The 26642-nt window shown below is 65.7% G+C and carries 19 protein-coding genes and 1 tRNA gene; 6 read left to right on the top strand and 14 right to left on the bottom strand.

The window, feature by feature from the left end:
• Window positions 1-8 precede the first annotated feature (8 nt).
• From ACYQ3G_RS15935 to ACYQ3G_RS15945, 3 genes are all read right to left on the bottom strand, one after another.
• Complete coding sequence (locus tag ACYQ3G_RS15935; protein ID WP_459827337.1) at window positions 9-1619, bottom strand: DUF3369 domain-containing protein; 1611 nt, start codon at window positions 1617-1619, stop codon at window positions 9-11.
• Window positions 1616-3589 (bottom strand): sensor histidine kinase, encoded by a 1974-nt coding sequence (locus ACYQ3G_RS15940; protein WP_459827340.1) that lies wholly within the window; start codon window positions 3587-3589, stop codon window positions 1616-1618. The genes ACYQ3G_RS15935 and ACYQ3G_RS15940 overlap by 4 nt, the downstream gene beginning before the upstream one ends.
• A gap of 137 nt (window positions 3590-3726) precedes the next feature.
• Window positions 3727-5400 (bottom strand): Na/Pi cotransporter family protein, encoded by a 1674-nt coding sequence (locus tag ACYQ3G_RS15945; protein ID WP_459827343.1) that lies wholly within the window; start codon window positions 5398-5400, stop codon window positions 3727-3729.
• 312 nt (window positions 5401-5712) lie between these two features.
• On the opposite strand from ACYQ3G_RS15945, the gene ppsA reads away from it, so the two are divergent.
• From ppsA to ACYQ3G_RS15965, 4 genes are all read left to right on the top strand, one after another.
• Window positions 5713-8124: a phosphoenolpyruvate synthase gene (gene ppsA / locus ACYQ3G_RS15950; protein ID WP_459827346.1), complete on the top strand. Its 2412-nt coding sequence runs from the start codon at window positions 5713-5715 to the stop codon at window positions 8122-8124.
• 220 nt (window positions 8125-8344) lie between these two features.
• Complete coding sequence (locus ACYQ3G_RS15955; RefSeq protein WP_051307177.1) at window positions 8345-9058, top strand: response regulator; 714 nt, start codon at window positions 8345-8347, stop codon at window positions 9056-9058.
• Window position 9059: 1 nt separating this feature from the next.
• Window positions 9060-10379 carry a HAMP domain-containing sensor histidine kinase gene (locus ACYQ3G_RS15960; protein ID WP_459827349.1) on the top strand — a complete coding sequence of 440 codons (1320 nt, stop codon included), beginning with the start codon at window positions 9060-9062 and terminating at the stop codon, window positions 10377-10379.
• A gap of 105 nt (window positions 10380-10484) precedes the next feature.
• Complete coding sequence (locus tag ACYQ3G_RS15965) at window positions 10485-11816, top strand: HD-GYP domain-containing protein (RefSeq protein WP_459827352.1); 1332 nt, start codon at window positions 10485-10487, stop codon at window positions 11814-11816.
• A gap of 53 nt (window positions 11817-11869) precedes the next feature.
• On the opposite strand, the gene ACYQ3G_RS15970 is transcribed toward ACYQ3G_RS15965, so the two are convergent.
• A complete protein-coding gene (locus ACYQ3G_RS15970) occupies window positions 11870-12784 on the bottom strand; it encodes an EF-hand domain-containing protein (RefSeq protein WP_459827355.1) in 915 nt (304 codons plus the stop codon).
• Window positions 12785-13180: 396 nt separating this feature from the next.
• Here ACYQ3G_RS15970 and ACYQ3G_RS15975 point away from each other — a divergent pair, with 396 nt between their 5' ends.
• Entirely contained in the window at window positions 13181-13486 is a 306-nt protein-coding gene (locus tag ACYQ3G_RS15975; protein WP_028577946.1) for a putative quinol monooxygenase, read from the top strand.
• Window positions 13487-13513: 27 nt separating this feature from the next.
• Here the strand turns inward: ACYQ3G_RS15975 and ACYQ3G_RS15980 are convergent, their stop codons facing one another.
• On the bottom strand, window positions 13514-14155 hold the full coding sequence (locus ACYQ3G_RS15980) for a YqaA family protein (RefSeq protein ID WP_459827359.1): 642 nt from the start codon (window positions 14153-14155) through the stop codon (window positions 13514-13516).
• A 443-nt stretch (window positions 14156-14598) separates the two neighbouring features.
• On the opposite strand from ACYQ3G_RS15980, the gene ACYQ3G_RS15985 reads away from it, so the two are divergent.
• Window positions 14599-15378: a class I SAM-dependent methyltransferase gene (locus ACYQ3G_RS15985; RefSeq protein ID WP_459827362.1), complete on the top strand. Its 780-nt coding sequence runs from the start codon at window positions 14599-14601 to the stop codon at window positions 15376-15378.
• A 200-nt stretch (window positions 15379-15578) separates the two neighbouring features.
• Here ACYQ3G_RS15985 and lon read toward each other — a convergent pair whose 3' ends face one another.
• From lon to dnaX, 9 genes are all read right to left on the bottom strand, one after another.
• Window positions 15579-18026, bottom strand: a complete 2448-nt coding sequence (lon, locus tag ACYQ3G_RS15990; protein ID WP_459827365.1) for an endopeptidase La — start codon at window positions 18024-18026, stop codon at window positions 15579-15581.
• Window positions 18027-18057: 31 nt separating this feature from the next.
• The gene (gene clpX, locus ACYQ3G_RS15995; protein WP_459827367.1) at window positions 18058-19308 is read right to left on the bottom strand and encodes an ATP-dependent Clp protease ATP-binding subunit ClpX; all 1251 of its coding nucleotides are present in this window, start codon (window positions 19306-19308) and stop codon (window positions 18058-18060) included.
• Window positions 19309-19339: 31 nt separating this feature from the next.
• Window positions 19340-19936, bottom strand: a complete 597-nt coding sequence (clpP, locus tag ACYQ3G_RS16000) for an ATP-dependent Clp endopeptidase proteolytic subunit ClpP (protein WP_459827369.1) — start codon at window positions 19934-19936, stop codon at window positions 19340-19342.
• Window positions 19937-20122: 186 nt separating this feature from the next.
• Window positions 20123-21436, bottom strand: coding sequence for a trigger factor (gene tig / locus ACYQ3G_RS16005; RefSeq protein WP_028577952.1), 1314 nt, complete (start codon window positions 21434-21436; stop codon window positions 20123-20125).
• Between the two features lie 52 nt (window positions 21437-21488).
• Window positions 21489-21571 (bottom strand) — tRNA-Leu (locus ACYQ3G_RS16010).
• 110 nt (window positions 21572-21681) lie between these two features.
• The gene (gene recD2, locus ACYQ3G_RS16015; protein ID WP_459827372.1) at window positions 21682-23856 is read right to left on the bottom strand and encodes an SF1B family DNA helicase RecD2; all 2175 of its coding nucleotides are present in this window, start codon (window positions 23854-23856) and stop codon (window positions 21682-21684) included.
• A 4-nt stretch (window positions 23857-23860) separates the two neighbouring features.
• Entirely contained in the window at window positions 23861-24466 is a 606-nt protein-coding gene (gene recR, locus ACYQ3G_RS16020; RefSeq protein WP_028577954.1) for a recombination mediator RecR, read from the bottom strand.
• A 9-nt stretch (window positions 24467-24475) separates the two neighbouring features.
• Window positions 24476-24772 (bottom strand): YbaB/EbfC family nucleoid-associated protein, encoded by a 297-nt coding sequence (locus ACYQ3G_RS16025; RefSeq protein WP_459827377.1) that lies wholly within the window; start codon window positions 24770-24772, stop codon window positions 24476-24478.
• Entirely contained in the window at window positions 24769-26568 is a 1800-nt protein-coding gene (gene dnaX, locus ACYQ3G_RS16030) for a DNA polymerase III subunit gamma/tau (protein ID WP_459827380.1), read from the bottom strand. The genes ACYQ3G_RS16025 and dnaX overlap by 4 nt, the downstream gene beginning before the upstream one ends.
• Window positions 26569-26642 lie beyond the last annotated feature (74 nt).

The raw sequence follows: 26642 nt of genomic DNA on the forward strand, positions 1-26642 counted from the left end.
CCCGGCCTTTACTCGGGACGGTTTGCACCGTCCCGAGCCGCTTCTCGAGCCGTGTAGCAGACCCCGCACTCGTCGTGGTACTGCTCCCAGATGGCCATGAATTCCTCACGATTCTCCAGCAGGATGTCGACCAGGCACGGGTCGAAATGCCTGCCGCTCTCCTCCAGAAAATGCGCGAACACCTGGTCCCAGTTCCAGGCCTCGTGATAGACCCGCTTGTTGGACAGGGCGTCAAAGACATCGGCCACGGCGACGATGCGGCCGTGGACGTGAATCTCCTCCTCCCTGAGTCCCTGCGGATAGCCGTTGCCGTCCCAACGTTCATGGTGCAGCAGCACGATGCGGGCCGCCGTCTGGATGATGGGGCTCGTTGAACGGCTCAGGAGTTCGTAGCCACGCCGCACGTGGCTCTTGATGACCTCGAACTCCGCGGGCGTCAGGGGGCCCGGCTTGTTCAGGATGGAGTCGGGGATGCCGATCTTGCCCAGGTCGTGAGCCGTGGAGGCGATCTTGAGCATCTCCGCCTCCTCCTCGGGCAGGCCGTACTTGAGAGCCATGAGGCGCACATACTCCGACACGCGGCGCACGTGGCTGCCGGTCTCGGCGGAGCGGCACTCCATGGTTTCGGCGATGTGGAAGATGACCTCCTTCTGCGTGTCCTCGATGCCCTTGTTCAGGAAAAGGTTGTCGAAGGCCAGGGAGACGTTGGTGAAGAAGAGTTCGAGCAGATCGTGGTCGTTCTCGTCCAGTTCCCGGCCGACCTCGAAATAGAGGAAATTTTCCGAACCTGTCCTGCTCTTGAAGTACCAGGCGCACTTGCCGTCCTCGCAATAGAAGCCGTGGGCCCTGTTCCTGGCCCTGTCCAACGCCTTGTGCACCGTCTCCCCACGCACGTCCTCGATGGGGCGCTCCACGAACTCGCAGAACTCCCCCGTGGCCGCCAAAACGATGGAGCGGCCCTTGATCCCCGAGGCGGCAAGGCCCGAGGCGTGGCTGTAGACGGCGTCCTTCCTGAGCTGGAGGATGGCCGTCAGCTGGCTCAGTACCCCGCAGCCGAGCTTCTGCAGGGACTGACGCTCGAAGATGTCCGAGGAGGCTTCGATGATGCGCTTGAGGCCCTGGCGGTTGTCTTCGATGGTCGTGATGAAGCTGTAGCTGCGCAGGGCCGAGACGATGGTCACGAGCATCTTTTCCAGGGTCAGCTCGGTCTTCTCCTTGTAGTCGTCGATGTCGTACTCAAGGATGACCTTGGCCGCGGGCGCCTTGCCCGGCTGGCCCGTGCGCAGGATGATGCGCACCGCCAGGTTTTTGAGCTCCTCGCGGATGTGGCGGACCAGCTGCAGACCGCTGTCGTCGGTCTCCATGACCACGTCCAGGAGGATGACGGCGATGTCGTCGTGCTCGCGCAGCACGGCCTTGGCCTCCTCGGCGCTGTAGGCGTGCAGGAAGCCGAACGCGCGGCCATGGTACTCCTGCCCCGAGAGCATGTAGACGGTGACGCTGTGGACATCGGCCTCGTCGTCCACGATCAGGATCTTCCAGGGCTCCTCGGCCGGCCCCGGAGCCGGTCCGGCCTGCCGCTCCTCTTCCTTGAACAGGATTTCGTCGTTGTCGGTCATGCCTCTCCTTGCCCCACGGGGACACGCACCTGGAATGTCGTGCCGTGGCCCGGCGCGCTGCAGCAGGTGACGGTCCCGCCCAGGGTGCGGGTGACGATGTTGAAGACGATGTGCAGGCCCAGGCCCGTGGAGCCCTTGGCCCGCGCCGTGGTGTAGAACGGTTCGAAAATCTTGTCCTGCACCTCGGGCGGCATGCCCCGCCCGTCGTCGGAATAGGTCAGATTGAGGGAGCCGCCGACCCGCGCGATCCCGATGCGGATGAGCCCGGCCTGACCCTCGTCATAGGCGTGGGTCAGCGAGTTGACGATGAAATTGGTCAGGATCTGCGACAAGGCGCCAGGGTAGCTCTCTACGACCAGGTCCTCGTCGCAGTCCACCTCGACCTTGTGCATGGTCTTCTTGAGCTTGGGGCGCAGGCTCAGGAGCACCTGCCCGACATACTCGCTGACATTGAAACTCCTACGGTTCTCGGAGATCTGGTCCGCGGCGACCATCTTGAAGCTGCGGATCAGGTCCGAGGCCCGGTTCAGGTTGAGCAGGCTCATCTCCAAGCCTTCCCGCGTGGAATCGAGGTATTCCGAAAGGTCCGAACGCTTCATCTCGCCGCGGCCGAAAAGGTCGCTCAGGACGCGGTTCTTTTCGGCCATGGTCGAGGTGGCCGACAGGGCCACGCCCACGGGGGTGTTGATCTCGTGGGCAACGCCCGCCACCAGTCCGCCGAGGGCCGCCAATTTTTCGGACATGACCAGCTGGCCCTGGGCCTGGCGCAGGTTCTCCAGGGCGGACTGCAGGTCCGCGTTGGCCTTGGCTAGTTCCGCGGTGCGCGTGAAGACGCGCTCCTCCAGCTCCGAGTTCAGGAGGCAGCATTCCTCCTCGGCCCGCCTCCTGTCTAAATCGTGCCCTTCGAGGCTCGACGCCATGCGGTCGAAGGCCGCCGCCAGCCGCCCGAGCTCGCCGTCGGTGTGATCAAGGCCAGTGCGGGTGCTCAGATCGCCCGTGCCCAGGCGATCCGTGGCCGCCATGAGGCGATCGAGCCGCCGCAAAATCGCGTGCTCCCCCACGAACCAGGCCGCCGCCAAAGCCAGCGCCGCGGCCAGGGCCAGGGAAACGAAGTTCCAGATCAGCGCCCGCCTGGCCGAGGACAGGGCCTGGCCCTCGGGCTGCCCGAGACGGATCATCAGCCCCTGCAGGGGGGTACCCTCAAAATCGAGACGCTTGAAGCTGTAGAGCCTGCGCACGCCGTCCACGCCCCTTTCCAGGAAGGTGCCCTCCTCTCTGGCGCCCGACATGCGCGCGATCATCCGTGGCAGATCGGGCACCCAGGTGTATTTCTGCGTTTCGGGAAAACGCGTCAGCCGGATACCCTCGACATCCGTCAGCGTGAAGATCGAACCTTCGGGGAGATGGAAGTCGTCGAAAACCTTGCTGAAGTAGTTCAGATCGAAAGAGGCCGCCAGGACGCCGCCCACTCGTCCCGCACGGTCGGCCACGGGCTGGGCGAATTCCATGACGACATGCCGCGTGGCGTTCACCAGGCGGTAGGGACCCATGGCGAAACGGCCGGTCTGCGTGGCTTCCTTGAAAAAAGGCTCGTTTTCGATGCTCGAAAAGGAGTCTGCCGGGGAAACAGCCACGATGCGACCCGTGGTGTCGGACAGGGCCAGGGCCACGTACGCCGGGTGGGCGGAGAGCATTTCTTCGAGCAGAAGCTGGGCGCCCAGGGGATCGAACTGCTGCACCTCGCGCGCCTTGGCCAGGGTCGCCAGCAGGAGACGCGCGTCCGCAATGATCTGCTCATGGTGCCGGGCCATGAGCTGAATCTGCCTCAGGGCCGAGCTCTCGGCGCTTTGGATCGTGTTCTCGCGCAGGGTGTACCCCGTGACGAGCATGACGCCCAGGGCAGGCAGAATGGCCGTCAGAACCAGGAAAATGAGGCTGGCCCGTATGGAGGAGAAGGCAGGAATTCGCATTGTCCCTCCGGCAGACCGCAGAGACCGGTTTCGGTTCTCGAGCGTGTCTGCAGGAAGGATATCGGCCGGAAAGGAATGTCGCAAGACATTCCCGCGCAACGTGCGTCAGGCGGGAATGTTTGTGCGCGTCGGGCGGATCAGCGCTGCATGGCCACGGTGCGGGCGATGGAGTAGCAGTAGTCCCCGATCTTCTCCAGCCTGGCCAGCAAGTTGATGAAGGCCAGGCCGCCCTCGATGCCGCACTTGCCGACCTTCAGGCGCTCGATGTGCGCGTCGCGCATGGTTTCCCGCATGGCGTCGATGGTCCGCTCCGTGTCCTCGGCCCGGGCCATGAGGCCTTCGGGCTGCTTGATGAGAGCCTGGTTGATCATATTCAGGAACTCGTCGACCTTGGCCGAGATGACGAAGAGGTCACCCATGGCGTTCTCGCTGAAGCGCAGCTCCTTGTCCACGATGTCCTCGCACAGGAGGCCAAGAGCCTCCACCGCATCGCCGATCCTTTCGAGGTTGTTGACGATGCGTATCTGCTCCGCGATATCGTTCGAGATTTCCTCGTTGAGCTCGCTTTGCATCGTCTTGGCCAGGAAAGTCGAAATGGCCTTGTGCGCGTCATTGATGTGGGTCTCGAAACGCTGTCGCATCTTCACGGTGCGGTGGTCACGCTTTTCCAGGCTCTCCAGGGCGTTGGCGTAGGCCGCGTTGACCGTTATCGACATGCGGTGGATTTCGCCGCGCACCTGGGCCAGGGCGGCGACTGGGTTGTCCTCCACGTGCTGATCGAAGACCGGCAGGCGGAACAGGTCGTCGCCGGCGGTCTTGTCCTTGGGCGAGCACCAGGTACCCACCCGGATGAGTACAGGCAGGAAAAAGAGAAAGACCACGGCATTGGTCAGGTTGAACAGGGTGTGGCCGTTGGCCAGATATCTGCCGACATGCGGGTACTCCCCATTGACCTGCATGTCCCAAGGCTGCGCGCCGGTCAGATGGACGCTGACCCATTCGACCCCCTGTAGGAAAAACGGGAAGATGGCCAGCATGATGCAGACGCCGAGCACATTGAACATCGTGTTGGACCTGGCCGCCCGGTGGGAGTCGCTGCAGCTCGACCCGATGGTCGCCAGTTCGGCGGTGATGGTCGTGCCGATGTTCTCGCCCAACACCAGGGCCATGGCCGACGGGAAGTCGAGAAGCCCCTGGGTGGCCAGGGTCATGGTCAGACCGACCGTGGCCGACGAGGACTGCAGGATCATGGTCAGGATGCAGCCCGTGGCCACGCACAGAAGCACCCCGCCCATGGAGGACGCGTCGAACTTGGTGAAAAAGGCGATGAATTCGGGATCCGCGCGCAACGGCTTCAACCCGTCGCCCATGACGGTCATGCCGAAGAAGAGCAGGCCGAAGCCGAGGATGACTTCGCCGAGATAGCGATACTTCTTGCGCGGGGAAAAATACTTCAGGGGCACGCCGATGGTGATGGCCGGCAGCGCCAGGCTCGACAGCTTGAAAGCGATGAGCTGGGCGGTCATGGTCGTGCCGACGTTGCAGCCGAGCATGACACCCACGGCCTGGTTCAGGCTCATGAGGCCGGCCGAGACGAAACTTATGAGCATGACCGTGGTGGCCGACGACGATTGGACCAGGGCCGTGACGGCAGCACCCGTGGCGAATCCGACGACCCGGTTGTTGGAGACGGCCTTGAGGACGTTGCGGATCCTGTTGCCCGCGGCCATCTGCAGGCCTTCGGTCATGAACTTCATGCCCAGGATGAAAATGCCGAGGCCCCCAAGGGTCTGAATCAAAACATCAAACATGTGGTATCCGTGATCCTTGTGTTACATTCGTATGACAGCGAACCGAAATCCGAATTCCTGTAGAGTATCTCCGGCGGTAAGAAAAGATTTTTTACGATTCTGAAACAGGCCTGAAACAAAACGGACATTTTCAAAATTTTTCAGCAGGATCAGATTGTTACAACTTGATTACGCGTCCGTTTGCAGCCATTTCCGACAAACCAAATCAGAAAGTTTTCCGGCAAATCGCGCGCCGAGTTGCGAAAATCCCCCGGGGCTGGCATGGTTGAACCGAAAAACCGCAGCCTGATTCGCACCCCAAGGAGGATGCCCGTGGACAAACAACAAGCCTTCGTTCTCTGGTTCGACGAAATCGGTATCGAGGACGTGCCGCTGGTGGGCGGCAAAAACGCGAGCCTGGGCGAGATGTTCCGCAACCTGACGGCCAAGGGAGTGCCCGTGCCCGGCGGATTCGCCGTGACCGCCAAGGGGTACCGGCACCTGCTGGACAGCTCCGGCGCCATGGACAGGATCAAAGGCATCCTGCACGGCCTCGACACCCACGACATGGACAACCTGATGGAACGGGGCAGCCGCATCCGCTCCCTGATCCGCGGCCTTGAATTCCCGGCCGACCTGCAGGGCGCCATCGCCGAGGCCTACCGCAAGCTGGAAGCGCAGTACGGCCAGGGCGTGGATGTGGCCGTGCGCTCCTCGGCCACGGCCGAGGACCTGCCCGACGCCAGCTTCGCCGGCCAGCAGGAGACCTACCTCAACATCCGCGGCGTGGAGGACCTCCTGGACGCCTGCCAGCGCTGCTTCGCCTCCCTTTTCACCAACCGCGCCATCTCCTACCGCCAGGACAAGGGCTTCGACCACTTCTCCATCGCCCTGTCCATCGCCGTGCAGAAGATGGTCCGCTCGGACCTCTCGGCCAGCGGCGTCATGTTCTCCATCGACACGGAGACGGGCTTCCGCGACGCCGTGTTCCTGACCGGCGCCTGGGGTCTGGGCGAGAACGTGGTCCAGGGCGCGGTCAACCCCGACGAGTGGTACGTCTTCAAGCCGACCCTCAGGCAGGGGTTCAAGCCCATCATCATGAAGCGCGTCGGCGGCAAGGCCATCAAGATGATCTACACCACCGACGCCAAGGCCCCGACCAAGAACGTGGCCGTACCCGAGGAGGACCGCCGCCGCCTGGTCCTGTCCGATGACGAGGTCGTGGCCCTGGCCCGCATGGCCTGTACCATCGAGGAGCACTACAGCGCCATCCGCGGCCAGTTCACGCCCATGGACATCGAGTGGGCCAAGGACGGCCAGACGGGCGAACTGTTCATCGTCCAGGCCAGGCCCGAGACCGTACATTCCCTCAAGGACCGGGCCACCCTCAAGAAGTACGTGCTGCAGGAAAAGGGCGAGGTCCTGGTCCAGGGGCAGTCCGTGGGCGAACTCATCGGCCAGGGGCCCGTGCAAGTCATCAAGTCGGCGAGCATGATCCACGCCTTCCGCAAGGGCGAGGTCCTGGTCACGGACATGACGGACCCGGACTGGGAGCCCATCATGAAGATCGCCTCGGCCATCGTCACAAACCGCGGCGGCCGGACCTGCCACGCGGCCATCGTCAGCCGGGAGCTGGGCATCCCCTGCATCGTCGGCACGGGGAACGCCACCACGCGCGTGAACCAGGGCGAGAACGTGACCGTGGACTGCTCCGAAGGGTCCGTGGGCACGGTCTACCGGGGCCTTCTGCCCTTCGAGGTGCAGGAGACGGATCTGGGCGCCCTGCCCAAGCCGAAGACCAAGATCATGATGAACCTGGCCAGCCCCGAGCAGGCCTTCGAGAAGAGCTTCATCCCCAACGAGGGCGTGGGGCTGGCACGCGAGGAGTTCATCATCAACTCCTACATCAAAATCCACCCCCTGGCCCTGCTGAACTACGAGAACCTGCCAGACGAGATTTTAAAGCGCGCCATCGCTGACATGACCTCGGGCTACGCGGACAAGGCCGAATACTTCGTGGACAAGCTGGCCGAGGGTGTGGGGATGCTCGCCGCCGCCTTCCACCCCAAGCCGGTCATCGTGCGCCTGTCGGACTTCAAGTCCAACGAGTACGCCAACCTCATCGGCGGCAAGCTCTTCGAGCCGAGCGAGGAGAACCCCATGATCGGCTGGCGCGGCGCCTCGCGCTACTATTCGGAAGGGTACAGGGAGGCCTTCGGCCTGGAGTGCCGGGCCATGAAGAAGATCCGCGAGGACATGGGCCTGACCAACGTCGAGATCATGATCCCCTTCCCGCGCACCGTGGAGGAGGCCAAAAAGGTCATCGAAACCATGGCCGGGTACGGCCTGAGGCAGGGCGAGAACGGCCTCAAGGTCATCGGCATGTGCGAGATCCCGTCCAACGTCATCCTGGCCGAGGAGTTTCTCGAGGTTTTCGACGGCTTCTCCATCGGCACCAACGACCTGACCCAGCTCATCCTGGGCGTGGACCGGGACTCGTCACTGGTGGCCCACGTCTACGACGAGCGCAACCCGGCCGTGAAAGAGTTCGTGCGGCAGGTCATCGAGGTGGCGGTGAAAAAGGGCAAGTACATCGGCATCTGCGGCCAGGCCCCGAGCGACTATCCCGAATTCGCCGAGTTCGTGGTCGAATGCGGCATCGGGTCCATGTCCCTGAACCCCGACACGGTCATCAAGACGACCCTCATCGTGGCCGAGCTGGAAAAGCGGCTGGGCATTTCCTGACCGGTCCGTCGCGGCCGGCGCCGGAGCCCTCCCTGGGGAGGACGGCGCCGGTCGGGGCGACCTCGACAGCGCCGCCGCGTCAGCGTAGCATTCGGACCTGCAGGCGAAACGGATCCGACTGAACCTCGGCTTCGAACCGGCACGCCCCTTTACACTTTTTTACACCCGCCCGGATGCGGCGGGGGTGCGCCGCGCCGTTTTTTTCCGCATAATCCCGAACATGACCCACCACGCCACCCTCCCATCGGGAAGCAACATCCTCATGGTCGACGACGACCGGGAACTGTGCCGCCTGCTGCAGGAATACTGCGCCATGGAAGGGCTGCCCCTGCGCGCGGTCCACAACGGCGAAGCCGGGGTGCTCATGGCCCTGAGCGGCAGTTTCGACCTCGTCATCCTCGACGTCATGATGCCCGGCATGTCGGGCACGGAGGCCCTGCGCCGCATCAGACTCCAAAGCATGGTGCCCGTACTCATGCTCACGGCCATGGGTGACGACGAGGACCGCATCCTGGGCCTGGAACTGGGCGCCGACGACTACGTACCCAAGCCCTGCACGCCGCGCGAGCTCGTGGCCCGGATCAGGGCCATCCTGCGCCGCATGGGCCAATCCCATGACGGGCTCCAGGACATCCTCTCCAATGGCGACATCCGTCTCTGGCCGGGCAGGCGCACGGCCGAGGTGAACGGGCGCCCCCTGTCCCTGACCGGGGCGGAATTCTCCATCCTCACTGTTCTGACCCGGCGCGCCGGACAGCCCGTCAGCCGCGAAACCCTCTCCGAAGAAGGCCTGGGCCGTCCCGTGACGCGCTTCGACCGCAGCCTGGACGTGCACCTGTCGAGCATCCGCCACAAACTGGGGCCCGGACGGGACGGACGCCCCCGCATCCAGACGCTGCGCGGCCGGGGCTACCAGCTGCTGCAGGACGAATGACATGGGCCGCCTGTTCTGGAAGTGCTTCGCGGCCACGTGGCTCACGCTCATCCTGGCCGGCGCGGCCACCTTCTTCGGGATGCGCCTGTACCGCCTGGCCGAGGACCCCGAACACCTCCTCATGCACGGGCCGAGGGCCGGGTTCGAGCTGGACATGGCGAAGGTCGTGCTCAGACATGCCGGTCCCGAGGCCCTGGCTCACGCCCTGGACGAAACCGGCAGCTCGATGCTGGTCATCGGGCCCACGGGCCTCGACATCCGGGGTCGCGTCCCCGATGCCGGCCTGGCGGCCGCAGCCCTGAACAGTTCCGGGTCATCCCTCCCGGACGGCATCGTCCGCGTCGACACGGCGTCGGGCGTCCACACGCTGCTCATCCCCGGCGCCCCCCCGTCGCTCGACCCCGCGAAAGGCCCGCCCCCGCCTCCCCCGTCGCCAGGGGAGCCCCTGGCCTTCGCGCTCGTGGCCAGCGTCCTGCTCTCGGCCCTGCTGGCCTGGTATCTGGCCCGACCGGTGAAGGAGCTGCGCGGGGCCTTCTCCGCCATGGCCGAGGGCCGCCTGGACACCCGCGTGGGAGATGCCATGCCCCGGGGCGACGAATTTGCCGACCTCGGCCGTTCCTTCGACCGCATGGCCGAAAAGCTGCAAACGCTCATCCTGGCCCAGCGACGCCTTCTCCACGACGTGTCGCACGAGCTGCGTTCGCCCCTGGGCCGGCTGCAGGTGGCCCTGGGCATCGCCCGCCGCGACCCGTCCCGGGCGGACTGCGTCCTGGAGCGCATGGAGCTTGAGGTCGAACGGCTGAGTGGGCTCATCGGCGAGATCCTGTCCCTGACGCGACTCAACTCGGGCGTGGAAACCGAGCCGGCGGAGCGCATCGACCTGGGGGAACTGGCCGAGGGCCTCGTGCACGACGCGCGTTTCGAGGCCAGCGGCAGGGGCTGCGAGGTGCGGCTGGAGGAACTGGCCCGGATTCATGTCCATGGCCGGACTCGCCTCCTTTCCCGGGCGTTGGAGAACGTGATACGCAACGGCCTCAGGTTTTCGCCCCCCGGAGGGGAGCTGACCGTTGAAGTCGGCTTCAGCGACGGGTGGGCCGTGATCCGCGTCAGCGATCAAGGGCCCGGCATCCCGGAAAAGGACATCGCGGCGGTCTTCGAGCCCTTCGCCCGCGGCCGCAACACAGGCGAGGCCGACGGTTTCGGCCTCGGCCTGGCCATCGCGCGAGGGGCCGTCGAGTTGCACGGCGGGACTATCGAAGCGGCCAATCGGGAGGAAGGCGGGCTGCGCGTTGAAATCCGCCTGCCCTCGGTCATCCCTTGAGCAAGAGCGGCCACACGATCCGGGACATGACAACATGCTCCGGAACGGATACATCAGGCCGGAACACAATCTCCGTTCCGTTTCCATGCATACCCGGAGCAATGCATGCCTTCGTCCCGGAACATCCCCCTCGTGACCTACGTACGGCGGACCCTCGTCGCCCGCCTGGCGTTCATGGCCGCGGTCATCGCGCTGGGCATGGCCGTGCTGGCCTATATGGCCGAGGAGCGCATGCTGGCGCGGGAAGTCGTCTTCGAGGCCCGGATCGGGATCGAGGAACTGGCCGACCGCACGCGGGAACTCATGGTCATGGACAACCTGCGGCCCAGGGAGGCCTTCCGCAAGACCCTGGCCGAACTCGCCGCCTCCAGGCCGAAAAGAAGAAACGGCAAAGTCGTCTACGCAGGATTTTCCAAGCCCGACATCGAAGGCGCCGAGGAGTATCTGGACAGGACGTTCGTGCTCCATCAGGCCGTTTGGGATTACGTGCACTCCGGCAGGGCACCGCACGCCGGGCCGGGGGAAGCATGGTCGCAGACGACCGTCATCGCGGACCTGCTCTGCGTCCATGCGGTGCTGCCCCTCGGCGACCCCGCCCGCAACGAGACCGGGCAGGCCGAGATCGTCTTCGTCCCATCCCCGGAAATCCTGGCCGCCATGAGCAGGAAGTCCTTCATGACGGCGGGCATCGTTGTGCTCATCACCCTGGCCACCACGGGACTGCTCTACCCCGTGGTCCTGCGTCTGACCGACCGTCTGGTGGCCTTCTCCCGCAACATGCAGGCCGCCAACTTCGAGACCCTGTCCCTGCTGGGCTGCGTCGTCGCCAAGCGCGACAGCGACACCGACGACCACAACTACCGGGTGACCCTCTACGCCCTGCACATGGGGGAAGCCATGGGCCTGGACGCGGACCAGATGCGAGCCCTGACCAAGGGCGCGTTCCTGCACGATGTGGGCAAAATCGCCATCAGGGACGACATCCTGCTCAAGCCCGGCAGGCTCACCAGGGACGAATTCGAGATCATGAAGACCCATGTCCGCCACGGCCTGGACGTCATCGACCGTTCGACATGGCTGCGCGACGCGCGGGACGTGGTCGGCGGACACCACGAGAAATACGACGGCGAGGGCTACCCCGGCCGGCTGGAGGGTACGGACATCCCCCTGACCGCCCGCGTCTTCGCCGTGGCCGACGTCTTCGACGCCCTGACCTCCCGCCGCCCCTACAAGGCGCCCCTGAACTGCGCCGAGGCCCTGGGCATCCTTGTCCGCGGTCGCGGCAAACACTTCGACCCCGAAGTCGTGGACGTCTTCGCCTCCATGGCCAAAGACCTGCATGAGCGCTATGCGCACAAGACGGGGAGCGACCTCAAGGCCGAACTCATCGACATGTCCTGGAGGTATTTCCAGGCCGACGCGGAAACCCTGGTCTGACACGACGCGACCGCCGCCCGGAGCCCCGCGCGGCGGCCACGCCTGGGGCTCCCTTACGCCCTGATGGAAAACCCGTTTCCCGACAGGGCGGACATGCCGTCCTCCCCCACCATCCTGTACATTTCGTATCTCGAAGCAGCCAATGCCTGCGAGGCGCCCGCCCCGGAAGACGTCCCGCCCCGGCCGGACGCGCCGCGCCCGGCGAACTCGGCCGCCGAGACGAGGCCGTCCCCGTCGGTGTCGAGGGACTGCAGCACCTCTTCCGCATCGACATCCGCGCCGGTGGCCTCGTTCCGCTCAGCCACCGCCGCGGCCAGTTCCGTCGCATCCACCACGCCGTCCTGGTTGGTGTCGGCCGCGTCGAAGATTTCCTGACCGCCGCCCGAAGACGGCATGTTTCCGCCGCCCATGGGCATGTCGGCATTGCCCTGGCGCAGGGACTCGAGCCCGGCCGCATGCTCGGCCTCGGTCACCAGCCCGTCGCCGTCGGCGTCCATGGCGGCGAACAGCTCCGCCGCGTCCACATCCCCGCCCTGGGCCTTGTTTTTGGCGGCCACGGCCGCCGTCAGCTCCTCTTCGGTGATGTTCCCGTCCCCGTCGGCGTCCGTCTGCGCAAAAAGTTCCTGGGCCAGTGACGAGGCGCTCATGCCGAGATTCGTCATCATGCTGGCCTGGGCCAGATCCTTGTGCAATGCGGCCAGGCCTTCCTCGTGTTCGTCCTCGGTCACGAGGCCGTCGCCGTCGGCGTCCAGGGCGGCGAACAGTTCCTCTGCGTCGGACCCCTGTCCGTTCCCGGCTTTGGCCGCAAGCGCCGTCTTCAGCTCCTCCTGGTCGATGGCGCCGCTGCCGTCGGCGTCCGTGGAGGAAAAAAGTTCCTGCGCCATCCTGGACGGGTCGGGCCTGGACCTGCCGCCCCAGATGGACGCCATGCTCTGGGAGAACCCAGACGAGTCTATACCGCTGATCATGACTGACTCCCTTGTCAGAAGTTCATGGGCAGAAAAAGAAGGCCCACGGCGGGCCATCCCTTCCTGCCTGAAAGCGGCAGCAACGCGCGGTCCCATTCAGTGGCCCTGGACGTAAAGTTATCTGAAGCTGGGTAAAGATCGCCGCAAAGACGACGCGAGACGCACATGTTCGTCTGGCGCCGCCGGCATGGCGACGCCCTGCATTCTATATGAACACCCTGTATTTACATGGAAAAATAGGGAGAATAAGGACGCACGAGTTTAACGCCCGGCTCCCGGGCAAGCTGGACGGCCCAAGCTCCTCCTTGCCTGACGCGGTGCACATCCGATAGCACGGCCCATGGGCGCCGTCCGGCGCCCGCAGAATTTCACCGCTCACGCTGCAGGAGGCCGCTCATGTTCGTCGTCATCGTCGATATCGCCGTCAAAAGGGATTTCATCGAGCAGTTCCGGGAGGCGGTCATCCGCCAGGGGAACAATTCATTGACCCTGGAGGAGGGGTGCCTGGGCTTCGACATCCTGCAGGACCCGGCGGACCCTGCCCGCTTCACGCTCTACGAGTCCTATCTCGACAGCCGGACCTTCCACGACGTGCACCGCGCCACACCGCACTTCGCGGATTACGCGGCGACGACCTCGGACTGGGTGGAAAGCAAGAGCCTGAGGGCCATGACCAAGATCTGGCCTCTGGAAGACGATTGACGGGGCCGTCCGCGGTTGCGGACGGCGCTATTTCAGGTATTTGATGGCGGCGAAGCCGAGGACGGCCAGAACCGCGAGAGCCGTGGCGGCCAGTTCGAAATGGCGCTCCATGAAGGGCTTGATGCGCGCGCCGAACATGCGGATGAGCCCCGCCACGAGGAAGAAGCGCATGGACCGGCCCAGGACCGAGGCCAGGACGAACTGCGCCAGGTCGAAGCGCATCATGCCCGAGGCGATGGTGAAGACCTTGTAGGGGATGGGAGTCACGGCAGCGATGAGCACGCCGAAGAATCCGAAGTTCTCGTACCACGCCTTGACCATCTCGACCACGGCCTCACCATGGTACATGCGCACGATGGGCAGGCCCACGGTTTCCCACAGCCCCCAGCCGATGAAGTACCCCAGCAGGCCGCCCACCACGGAGGCGGCCGTGCACCACAGGGCCAGACTGAGCCAGCGGCGCGGGTTGCAGAAGCACAGGGCGATGAGCAGGACGTCCGGCGGCACGGGGAAGAAGGAACTCTCGGCGAAGGACAGGATGATCAGCGCCGGCAGGGCATAGGGCGTGGCCGCCCAGTGCAGGGTCCAGTAGTAGAGCTTGCGCAGGGGGTTGCGCGTGGCGCGGGCCCGGGCCAGGTCGCCCGAAGGGGGTGTGTCGTTGCATCGCATGGCCGCGGCACATCAGCATAAAAGACCGGAAATCACAACTGCAAAGCGCGGTTGCCCGCAACCCTTCGCTTTTCTTTGGATCATCCGGGTTGAGCGTCCAGACTATCATCGGATGCCCACAGACGTCGTTGAACGTTGATCCGAGCGCACCACCACAAGTGAACCGTCATCGCGAGCGCAGCGCGGCCTGGTCGGACAACGCGCGAGATCCATCCTCGACGTGCGCTGGAATACAACCGGAAAAGATCTTGAAAAACTGGATTGCCGCGTCGAAGACTCCTCGCAATGACTGGCTTCCACATTGATTCATCCTGCTTGAACGCGGCCAGAGTTGACCTGTCGCGGCTCACAAACTCATGGACGCTCAAACCCGGAAGAGCCTTTTCTTTTCCCCGCTTTTCCCGCACAGTCCCCGCGAACATTCTCCGCACCCCGAGACCGACATGGCCCCACGCACGTCCACCAATCCCGCCCCCGGCAGCAAGCCCCACAGGCGGGCCTTCGCCCTGCCCTGGCCCCTGCCGGCGCTGCTGACCTGGTCCGCGTGCTGGGCGCTCTTCCTGATCCTGCACGACCTGCAGCTGCCAATGGGATGGTCCGCCGCCGGCGCCACGGTCGTGGGCGTCGCGTCCGGCGCCTTTGCCCGCTCCTCGTGGCGCAGGCTGTTCATCGCCGCAGGCTTTCCCCTGTCCCTGGCCGCGTCGGGGCTGGGCGCGGGTCTCCCGGCCTGGGGCTGGCTCCTGGCCCTTGGTCTGCTCGCGTTGCTCTATCCCATGAAGACGTGGCGCGACGCCCCACTTTTCCCGACCCCGCACGGCAGCCTCGCGGACCTCGACACAGTCGCGCGTCTGCCCGCCGGGGGCCGCATCCTCGACGCGGGCTGCGGCCTGGGCGCCGGGCTGGCCGAACTGCGCAGCGTCTTTCCCGACGCGCAGCTCACGGGACTGGAGTGGAGTTGGCCCCTGCGCCTGGTCTGCGGCCTGCGCTGCCCCTACGCCCGCGTCCGGCGTGGCGATATCTGGAAGGAGGACTGGTCGGGCTACGACCTGGTCTACATGTTCCAGCGGCCCGAAAGCATGGGCCCGGCGGCGGACAAGGCACGCCGGGAACTGCGACCCGGCGCGTGGCTGGTCAGCCTGGAATTCGAGGCCCCGTCCCTGCGCCCAGAGGCCGTGCTGCGCAACGTCCACGGCAAGCCCGCCTGGGTGTACCGCATGAAGTGAGCGCGGCATTGCGCCGGGAACGCGAACCGCGGGACGGAAAATTCTTGGATTCCCGCCTTCGCGGGAATGACGCATGCCTTTTTGCGCGGACAGCGCCCCAGAACGGACTCGCGCAAGGCTGCATTGCGCAGGCGCAAAAAAAACCCCATCACGGTCACGTGACGGGGTTTTGGCTGTTTTTGCGTCCGATCAGGGCGGAATCACTGCCGGCTGGCGACCTCGTGTCCCTTGTGCAGGGCCTTGGACAGGGGGATGATGTCGGAGGCGGAGCAGAACAGGCTTTCCCTGGTCGCGCCTTTCAGGGCCTCGCACAGCACCTCGTCCATGCTTTCAACGAGGACGATCTCCAGATCCTTGAGCACGGCCTTGGGCACTTCCTTGAGGTCCCGCTCGTTCTCCTTGGGCAGGAGCACGCGGGTGATGAGACCGCGGTGGGCGGCCAGAAGCTTCTCGCGCACCCCGCCGATGGGCAGGACCCGGCCGCGCAGGGTGATCTCGCCCGTCATGGCCACGTCGTTCCTGACCGGGATGTCGAGCAGGGCCGAGGCCAGGCAGGTGGCCAGGGTGATGCCGGCCGAAGGTCCGTCCTTGGGCGTGGCGCCCTCGGGCACGTGGATGTGGATGTCCACTTCCTTGTAGAAGTCCCGGCGCAGGCCGAAGAACTCGGACCGCGAACGGATGTAGCTGATGGCCGCCTTGGCCGACTCCTGCATAACGTCGCCGAGCTTGCCCGTGATCTCGATCTTCCCGCCGCCGGGCATGAGCGCCACCTCGACGAAGAGGAGCTCGCCGCCGACCTGGGTCCAGGCCAAGCCCGTGGCCACGCCGACCTGGGCCTCTTCCTCGCGCTGGTCGTGACGGACCTTGGGAATGCCCAGGTAGGTGCCGATCATGGACTTGGACACGGTCACGGTCTTGTCCATGTCGCCGTCTTCCACCAGGGCGCGCGCCACCTTGCGGCAGATGGAGGCCAGTTCGCGCTCCATGTTGCGCACCCCGGCCTCGCGCGTGTAGCGGCGAATGATCTCGAGGACGGCGCCCTTGGACAGGCTCAGGTTCTCAGGCTTCAGGCCGTGCTGCTCCATCTGCTTGGGCAGGAGGAAGTCCGTGGCGATGCGCTCCTTCTCCGTCTCCAGGTAGCCGGGGATGTTGATGATCTCCATGCGGTCCTGCAGCGGCAGCGGGATGGTCTGCAAGGAGTTGGCCGTGGTTATGAAAAACACCTGCGACAGGTCGTAGTCCATGTCCAGGTAGTGGTCGTTGAAGGCGCTGTTCTGCTCCGGGTCCAGGACCTCCAGCAGGGCCGCCGAGGGGTCGCCCCGGAAGTCCATGCTCATCTTGTCCACCTCGTCCAGGCAGAAGACCGGGTTGTTGGAGGACACGCGCTTCAGGGACTGGATGATCTTGCCGGGCAGGGCCCCGACGTAGGTCCGGCGGTGGCCGCGAATCTCGGCCTCGTCGCGCACGCCGCCGAGCGACAGGCGCACGAACTCGCGCCCCGTGGCCCGCGCGATGGACTTGGCCAAAGACGTCTTGCCCACGCCGGGAGGGCCGACCAGGCAGAGGATGGGTCCGCGCAGCTTCTTCACCAGGGCCTGTACGGCCAGGTATTCGAGGATGCGCTCCTTGGGCTTCTCCAGCCCGTAGTGATCGTCGTCGAGGGTCTTCTGGGCCTGCTTGATGTCGATGTCCACGTCGCGGAGCACGTTCCAGGGCAGGGCCAGGATCCAGTCAACGTAGTTGCGCAATACCGCGTATTCGGCCGAGGACGGCGGGGTCTGGCGCAGCTTCTTCATCTCGGCCATGGCCTTGGAGCGTGCGTCCTCGGGCATGTCCTTGGTCTTGAGCTGGCTCTCCAGGTCGTCGACGTCGGCCTTGGGGTCGAAATCCCGGCCCATCTCCTTGTGGATGGCCTTCAGCTGCTCGCCCAGATAATAGTCCTTCTGGTTCTCCTCCATCTGCTTCTTGACGCGGCCCTTGATCTTCTTCTCCAGGGAGAAGACCTCGACCTCCTCCTGAATCAGCTCGTAGACCCGTTCCAGACGGCGCACCGGGTCACGCAGTTCGAGCACGCCCTGCTTGCGGTCGTAGGTGGCCTTGAGGTGCGGCGCGATGCTGTCGGCCAGGCGGCCGGGCTGGTTCACGCTGGTGATGGCCAGGACCGTCTCCTTGGCCAGCTTGCGGTTGACCTGGGCGTACTCCTCGACGGACTCGTGGGCGGCGCGCACCAGGGCCTCGCCCTCCACGGGGTTGCCGTCGACGTCGGGCAGGGCCGTGACGCGCACCATCTGGATCTCGTCCTGGACCACCAGGCCGTAGGCCTGGTCCCAGGAGGCGCGGTACAGGCCCTCGAAGAGAACCTTGATGGTCCCGTCGGGGAGCCGGAGCATCTGCAGGACCTTGCTGACCGTGCCGACGTCATAGAGGCCGTCCACGTCGGGCCGTTCCTGGCTCGGGTCCTTCTGGGCCACGAGGAAGATGCGCTTGTCGTAGGTGTCCAGGGCCCGTTCGATGGCCTTGATGGAGGAATCGCGGCCCACGAAAAGCGGCACGATGGATTTGGGGAACATGACCACTTCACGCAGGGACATGACCGGCAGGGTCAGGCTCCCGGGGTGGTTCTTCTCGAAAATGATGGCATCGGACATGGCTGGTCTCGCTGGTTGAGCCCGAGCGGGGTCAGGCGCTCTTGGCCTCGGGCTTGAAGAGGATGAGGGGTTCCTTGCCCTCCTCCACCACGGCCCTGTTGATGACGCACTCCGTCACGTCCTTCATGGACGGGATGGTGTACATGATGTCGAGCATGATGGACTCCATGACGGAGCGAAGGCCGCGGGCGCCCGTTTCGAGCTTGATGGCCCTGGCAGACAGGGCCTTCAGGGCGTTGGTCGTGAACTTGAGCTCCACGTTCTCCAGCTCGAACATCTTCTGGTACTGCTTGACCAGGGCGTTCTTGGGCTCCTGCAGAATGCGCATCAGGTCGTCCTCGTTCAGCTCCGTCAGGGAGGTGATGACCGAAATGCGGCCCGTGAACTCGGGGATGAGGCCGTAGCGGATAAGATCCATGGGGTGGACCTGACGCAGGAGACTGTCGGTGTTGGAGTCCTCCTTACGGCGGACCTTGGCGCCGAAGCCCATGCTCGAACCCTGCACGCGCTGCTTGACGATGTCCTCCAGGCCGATGAAGGCCCCGCCCACGATGAAGAGGATGTTGGAGGTGTCGAGGCGGATGAACTCCTGCTGGGGGTGCTTGCGGCCGCCCTTGGGGGGGATGTTGGCCACGGTGCCCTCGATGATCTTCAGCAGGGCCTGCTGCACGCCCTCGCCGGACACGTCGCGGGTGATGGAGGGGCTGTCGGACTTGCGGGAGATCTTGTCGATCTCGTCCACGTAGATGATGCCCTTGGCCGCGGCCTCCAGATCGTAGTCGGCGTTCTGCACGAGCTGGACCAGGATGTTCTCCACGTCCTCGCCCACGTAGCCGGCCTCGGTCAGGGTCGTGGCGTCGGCGATGGCGAAGGGCACCTTGAGGATGCGCGCCAGGGTCTGGGCCAGGAGCGTCTTGCCCGAGCCCGTGGGCCCGATCAGCAGGATGTTGCTCTTGTCCAGTTCCACGTCGCCCTTGACCCGGGCGTGGTACTTGATGCGCTTGTAGTGGTTGTACACCGCGACCGAAAGGATCTTCTTGGCGTCGTCCTGCCCGACCACGTAGTCGTCGAGGGCGGCCTTGATCTCCTGGGGCAGGGGGATGTCCGAGGAGTCAAGGTCTTCCTTGCGGTTGTCGTTTTTCAGAATGTCGTCGCACAGGGCGATGCATTCGTTGCAGATGTACACTTCGGGACCGGCGATGAGGCGCTGCACCTCGTCCTGACCCTTGCCGCAGAAGGAGCAGCTCAAATCCTTGCCCGTCCTCTTCTTTCTTTCCGCCATGGGATACCTCGTAAAAACCCGATCAAACCTGTTATTCCAGTTCCTTGCGTGACGCCAGGACCTGATCGATGAGCCCGTATGCGCAGGCTTCCTCGCCGCTCATGAAATAGTCGCGCTCCGTGTCCTGCTCCACCTTCTCCAGGGACTGCCCCGTGTGGTTGGCCAGGATGCCGTTCAGCTCGCCGCGCAGGCGGATGATCTCCTTGGCCTGGATGGCGATGTCCGTGGCCTGGCCCTGGAATCCGCCCATGGGCTGGTGGATCATGATGCGCGAGTGCGGCAGGGAGTAGCGCATGCCCTTGGCGCCGGCGGCCAGGAGCACCGCGCCCATGCTCGCGGCCTGGCCGATGCACAGGGTGGCCACGGGCGCGGAGATGTACTGCATGGTGTCGTAGATGGCCATGCCGGCCGTCACGGAGCCGCCCGGGGAGTTGATGTACATGTTGATCTGCTTCTCCGGGCTCTCGGACTCCAGGAAAAGCAGCTGGGCGCAGATGGAGTTGGCGACGTGATCGTCGATGGGCGTGCCCAGGAGCACGATGCGGTCCTTGAGCAGGCGCGAATAGATGTCGTACATCCGCTCGCCGCGGCCGGTGTTCTCGATGACGAATACGGAATTGCTGACCATGAAAGCTCCTGAAACAAACGGGTGAATGCTGGTACCAAAGATTTGAAAAATAACGATCCGGGGCAGGGTGTCAAGGGCTGGGCGGAAGAGGACGCGGCCGTCCGGTGTCTGCCCGCGCATGGCCTGCCGGGACCGGACGCCGCACCGTAAGGAAAGGGCCGGGACAAGACCCGGCCCTTCGTGAGCTTATGCGTCCTGAGCGTCCTGGGCCGCCGGGGGGACCGGCGTGACCTTGGCGTTCTCGTAGATGAGGTCCATGGCCTTGTCCGCCAGAACCCGATCCTTGAGGGGGATCATCAGGTTGTGCTGTTCGTAGTAGTCCTTGATGGAGTGGAAGTCCTGGCCCGTGGAGGCGGCCATCTTCTGCAGGACCATGTCCACTTCCTGCGGCTCCACCGTCAGGCCCTCGGCCGTGGCGATGGCCAGCAGCACCAGGGAGGACTTGACCACGTCCTCGGCCGCGGGGCGGTTTTCGGCGCGCATTTCGGCGGGCGTCTTGCCCAGGGAGTCGAGGCTCTTGCCCTGGCGTTCCAGGCGGCCCTGCAGCTCCACGATCTGCTTGTCGATCTGCTCCTCGACGATGCTCTGGGGCAGCTCGAAGCTGACCTGGGCCTTGATGCCGTCCAGGAGCTTCTTCTGGGCGTCGCCCTTGACCAGTTGCTTGCGGGTCGAGAGGTAGGACTTCTCGATGGCGTCGCGCAGGTCCTGGACCGAGGAATAGCCGCCGGCCAGTTCGGCGAAGTCGGCGTCGACCTCGGGCAGCTTGCGTTCCTTGATGGCGTGCAGGGTGACCTTCATGGTCACGGTCTGGCCGGCCAGCTTGTCGTTGATGAAGTCGGCAGGGAAGGTCAGTTCCTTCTCCACGGTCTCGCCCGGGGTCATGCCGATGACGATGTCCTCGAACTCGGGCAGGGAGTTGCCCTCGCCCAGGGGCAGCTCGAACTTGTTGGCCGCGATGCCTTCCATGTCCACGCCGTCCTGCATGGCCTGGAAGTCGATGACGGCGATGTCGCCGCTGACGACCTGGCGCTCTTCCCTGATGATCACGGTCTTGGCCATGTTCTGGCGGATGCGCTCGATGACGTCGTCAACCTGCTTGGGATCGACGGCCACCTCTTCCTCCTCGACCTCGAGGCCCTTGTACTCGGGCAGGTCGAAGGCCGGGGCGATCTCGAAGGAGAAGCTGTAGGAGAACTTCTCGTCGCGCTCCATCTCCTTGGCGTCCACGTCGATGCGCGACAGGGGGGAAAGCTTGGTTTCGCCCAGGATCTCGTTGATGTGGTAGTTGATGAGGTCCGTAGTGGCCTCGCCGTAAATCTGCTTGCGGAACTTGGCCTCGATCACGGACGACGGGACCTTGCCCTTGCGGAACCCCTTGATGTCCGCGCCTTTGCGGTACAGGGCCACGGTGGCGGACAGGGCGGCATGCACTTCCTCGACATCCACCTCGACGGTCACCTTGCGCTTGACCGGGGACAGTTCTTCGACTTTGTATTCCATGACTCCACTCCTTGATGATGGGCGCACCCTCGGGGGCCCGGATAGTCTTCTCTGGTGCGGGCGATAGGATTCGAACCTACAAGCTTTTGGCGCCAGCTCCTAAGGCTGGTGCGTTTACCGTTCCGCCACACCCGCAATCCGCAAAAGAGGGTCCATAGACGAGCCTTCACGGGCCTGTCAACGCATGCATTGACCGCAAAAGCCCGCTCTTACCCCCATTTCGCCCGTTTTTCCGGCCTGTTGGGCTATGTTTGACTCTCTTTGGCCAGGCGCACGGCCAGGGAGGTGTGGCGCAGACGGCCGCGCTCGTTGCCCAGCCCCATATGCATGGCTCGGCGCGACCCCATGAGCACGGCCAGCTTCCGCGCCCTGGTCAGGCCGGTGTAGATGAGGTTTCTCTGCAGGAGCATGTAGTGCTGCGTGACCACGGGCATCACCACGGCCGGGTATTCGCTGCCCTGACTCTTGTGCACGCTGATGGCATAGGCCAGGCCGATCTCGTCCAGCTCGTCGAAACCGTACTCCACCTCGCGGCCGTCGAACTCGGCCGTCAGAACCTCGTCCTGGGTGTCGATGCCGGTGATGCGGCCCAGGTCGCCGTTGAAGACGTCCTTGTCGTAGTTGTTCCTGAGCTGCAGGATGCGGTCCCCTTCCCGGTACGTCCGCTGCCCGCGGACAAGCTCGCGGCCGTCGGGGTTCAGGCGCTCCTGCAGGAGGCGGTTCAGGATGAGGGTGCCGACCTCGCCCTTGTGCATGGGAGTGAGCACCTGCACCTCGGTCATTGGGTCCAGGCCGTAGGCCTCGGGGATGCGCTCGCAGACCATGCGCAGGATCAGGGCCTGCAGCTCTGAGAGGTCCTCCTTCTCGACCCAGAAGAAATCGGCCTTGGGCGGCGCGTGGGGGCTGCCCTGGGGAAATTCGCCCTCGTTGATGCGGTGGGCGTTGACCACGATCATGCTCTCGCGGGCCTGGCGGTAGATGTGCGTCAGGCGCACGGCCGGGATGGTCCCGCTTTCGAGCATGTCGCCCAGAACGTTGCCCGCGCCGACCGACGGAAGCTGGTTCTCGTCGCCGACGAAGACCAGGCGGCAGGTCAGGGGCAGGGCCCGCAGCAGGGCCAGGCACAGCCCGCAGTCGAGCATGGAGACCTCGTCCACGACCATGACGTCGGCCGGGAGCTTCTTGTCCTCGTTAAACTCGAAGCCCGAGGCCGGCTGGTAGCGCAGCAGCCGGTGCAGGGTCACGGCCGTGAAGCCCGTGGCCTCGGAGAGGCGCTTGGCCGCGCGGCCCGTGGGCGCGGCCAGGGAGATGCGCAGGCCCAGGGCCTTCAGCGCCCGCACCACCACCCGCGTGATGGTCGTCTTGCCCGTGCCGGGGCCGCCGGTGATGATGGACACCTTGTGACCGCAGGCCGACTCCACGGCCAGGCGCTGCTCGTCGGACAGGGTCAGGGACTGCCGCTGCTCCTCGCGCTCCACGGCGGCCGAGATCTTCTTCGGGTCCATGCGGATGGCGTGGTCCAGCAGGGCCCGCAGACGGGAGGCGATCTCGCGCTCGGTCTTGTAGAAATACGTCAGGTACACGGCCTCGGCCACGCCCTTCTCGGGCAGGGGCTCGATGACCAGACGCTTGCGCTCGACCAGGGCGTCGATCTGCTCCTCGATGAGCTCCAGGTCGTGGCAGCCCAGCAGCCGGGCCGCCTCCTCCGCCAGGACGGGCCGGGGCAGGAAGACGTGCCCGGCCCCCTCGGAGGTCTGGCGCAGGCAGTACTCGACGCCGGCCTCCAGGCGCTGGGGCGCGTCCTCGGCGAAACCGAGTTTGAGGGCCACCTCGTCTGCCGTGCGGAAGCCGATGCCGTGGATGTCGTAGGCCAGGTCGTAGGGGTTGGCGCGCAGGCGCTGCACGGCGCCGGCCCCGTACTGGCGGAAGATGCGGTGGGCGAAGGTCGTGGCCACGCCGTGGGTCTGCAGGAAGAGCATGAGGCCGCGCACCTCGCGCTTCTCCTGCCAGGACAGGACGATGCCCTTGAGCTTGGCCGGGCCGATGCCCTCGATCTCGAGCAGCCGCTCGGGGTCCGAATCGAGGATGTCGAGGATCTGGCTGCCGAAGCGGGCCACGAGCCGGTCCGCCATCTTCTCGCCGATGCCCTTGACCGCGCCCGAGGCCAGGAAGCGCCGGATGCCGCTCAGGGTGGCCGGCATGACGTGCTCGCAGCCCTCGGCCTTGAACTGCCGGCCGAACTTGGGGTGCTCGACCCACTCGCCCGTCAGGCGCAGGGACTCGCCCGGCGCGATGTCGCCCAGGGTGCCGACCACCGTGACCTGGCCCGGCCCGGCCGGGGAGTCCAGCCGGGCGATGACGTACCCGTTCTCGGGGTTGTGGTAGACGACGGTGACGACTTCGCCCTGGACGGTGTGCATGATCCTAGAGCGACTGCCGGTACTTGAGGGACTGTTTGAGGGTTTCGCGGTCCACGTACTTGATCTCGGAGCCCAGCGGGATGCCCTGGGCCAGGCGCGTCACGGAGACCTGGGGGAAGCCGCGCGTGACCAGGCCGTGCAGGTAGGTGCTCGTGGCCTCGGCCTCCATGGTGGAGCCCAGGGCCAGGATGACCTCCCGCACCTCCCCTTCGCGCAGGATGGATTCCAGCCGCGAGATCTCCAGGGAACGGGCATCGACCCCGTCCAGGGGCGAGAGCAGGCCGCCGAGGATGAGGTAGCGCCCCTTGAATATCCCGGACTCCTCCATGACCACGAGGCTGTCCCACTCCGAGACCAGGCAGAGCTGTTCGCGGCTGCGCTTGGGGTCCGCGCAGATGTGGCAGGGGTCCGTGTCGGCCAGGGAGCAGCAGCGCGAGCAGATGTGCAGGGCGCTGCGCAGGTTCTCGATGTCCCGGCCGAAGGCGCGCACGGACTCCTCGGGCCACTTGAGGAGCGTCATGGCCATGCGCAGGGCGCTCTTGGGCCCCACTCCGGGCAGGGCCGAGAACTGGTCCACGATCTTTTGCAGGGGTGCGGGAAGTCGCTGCACGAGGGGTTCCTAGAACAGGCCCGGGATCTTCATGCCGCCGGTGATCTGCGACATCTCGGCCTGCACCGTGTCCTTGCCCTTCTTGATGACCTCGTTGACGGCCGAGAGGATGAGGTCCTGCAGCATTTCCACGTCCTCGACGACCGCAGGGTCGATCTTCACGGACAAGAGTTCGCCCGCGCAGGTGGCCTTGACCGTGACCATGCCGCCGCCGACGCTCGTCTCGATCTCCTTCTTGCCGGTCTCTTCCTGGGCCTTCAGCATCTTCTTCTGCATGAGCTGGGCCTGTCTGATCAGTTCGTTCATATCTCGTTCTCCTGTGCTTTTCCGTTGATCGGGGGCCGGACCTCGACGATCCGGGCCTGAAATTTCTCCTGGGCCTGCCGCACCACGGGGTCGGCCTGGGCCATCTCCTTGAGCTCGGCGCGGGTCTTGCGCGCCTCGGCCACCGGCGTCTCAACCCGCACGTTCACGCCGGGGCCGTAGTAGGCCCGGGCCAACTCCGTCAGCACGGGCAGGCCGGCCCGCAGGCGGTCGCAGAGGAAGGCGTGGGCGCTCGTCAGCACGAGGTCCGCCCCGTTCAGCTCGCCGCGGGCCTTGTCCAGGGCGGGCAGGGGGCGGCTCCCGTCGGGCCGCGCGGCGCAGAAGGCCACGAAACCCGGCCAGGTGCGCGGCCCGGCCGGGGGCGCTGGAATGGACGGGCCGGCCTCGGGACGGGCGCCGAAAGCCGCTCCGTTCTCGCGGACCATGGCCGCCGGGGCCGCAGGCTCACGCACCTCGCGCGGGGCCGCGGCGGCCGGACGGGGCGGTGCCTGGACCTGCGGCTGGGCGGACGGCTGGGGGGCCGGCCGCGGCGCGGGCGCAGGCCGCTGCGGCGCACCGGCGGGGGGGCGCGAAAATCCGTCGGGACGCGGCGCGGGGGACGGGGCCGGAGCCTGGGCGGCGCGCGGCGGCGCGGCCTGGCCGGCGGACGCACCCTGGCCGGGCGCGGCGGCGCCCAGGGCCAGCAGGTCAGGTAGGCAGGCCAGGTTCAGAAGCAGAAGCTCCAGGGCCAGGGCCGGCTCCATGCTGGTCAGGACCTTGCGCTGGCTGTCCATGGTCATCTGCCAGGCCGCGTGCAGGTGCCCCAGGCTGAAGCGCGGCGCGAATTCCGCCCAGACGTCGATCTCCTCGGCCGGCAGGTCCATGAGGCCGCGCGCGGCGTCGCCCATCTGGTTCAGCAGAAAGAGGTTGCGCCAGCACCCGGCCAATTCCCGCAGAAAGAAGCCCAGGTCCGCGCCCTGGTCCAGGACCTCGGTCAGCAGGGCGTGGAGGCCCCGCAGGTCCCGGCCGTGCACGCACTCCACCAGACGCGCGAAGATCTCGCCGCCGGCCAGCCCCAGAACCTCGCGCACGTCGGCCAGGGTCAGGCTCTCGGAGCCCAGGGCCAGGACCTGGCCCAGAAGCGACATGCTGTCGCGCACCGAACCCGCCCCGCGCCTGGCGATGAGGGTCACGGCCGAAGGCTCGGCCGGGGTGCCCTCGCGTTCCAGCACGCCGCCCAGGTGGCGCACCAGGTCGGCCTGGGGCAGACGCTTGAAGACGAAATGCTGGCAGCGGCTGACGATGGTCTGGGGAAATTTTTCGGGCTCGGTGGTGGCCATGATGAAGGTCACGTGCCCGGGTGGCTCCTCCAGGGTCTTGAGGAGCGCGTTGAAGGCCGCCTTGGAGAGCATGTGCGCTTCGTCGATGATGATGACCTTGTAGCGGCACTCCAAGGGGGCGTAGCCCACGTCCTCCTTGAGGCGGCGGACGTTGTCCACGCCGGTGTTGGAGGCGCCGTCGATCTCGACCACGTCCACGGCCGCGCCGAGGGTGATCTGGCGGCAGACCGGGCACTGGTTGCAGGGCTCCTCGGCCGGTCCGTTCTGGCAGTTGAGGGCCTTGGCGAAGATGCGGGCCAGCGTGGTCTTGCCCACCCCGCGCGTGCCGCTGAACAGATAGGCGGGGGCCACCCGGCCCGTGGCCGCGGCGCGGGACAGGATGCGCTTGACGGAGTCCTGGCCGGCCACGCTGGCGAAGTTCTGGGGGCGGTAACGGGCGGTGAGGCTTTCCTGACTCATGATGTGTTCGGCGGGTGCGGAAATTGACGAAACGCCGGGCGCAGGCAGGCCGCGCCCAGCGGGCAATAACGGGA

The organism is Desulfomicrobium salsuginis, from assembly GCF_054657795.1.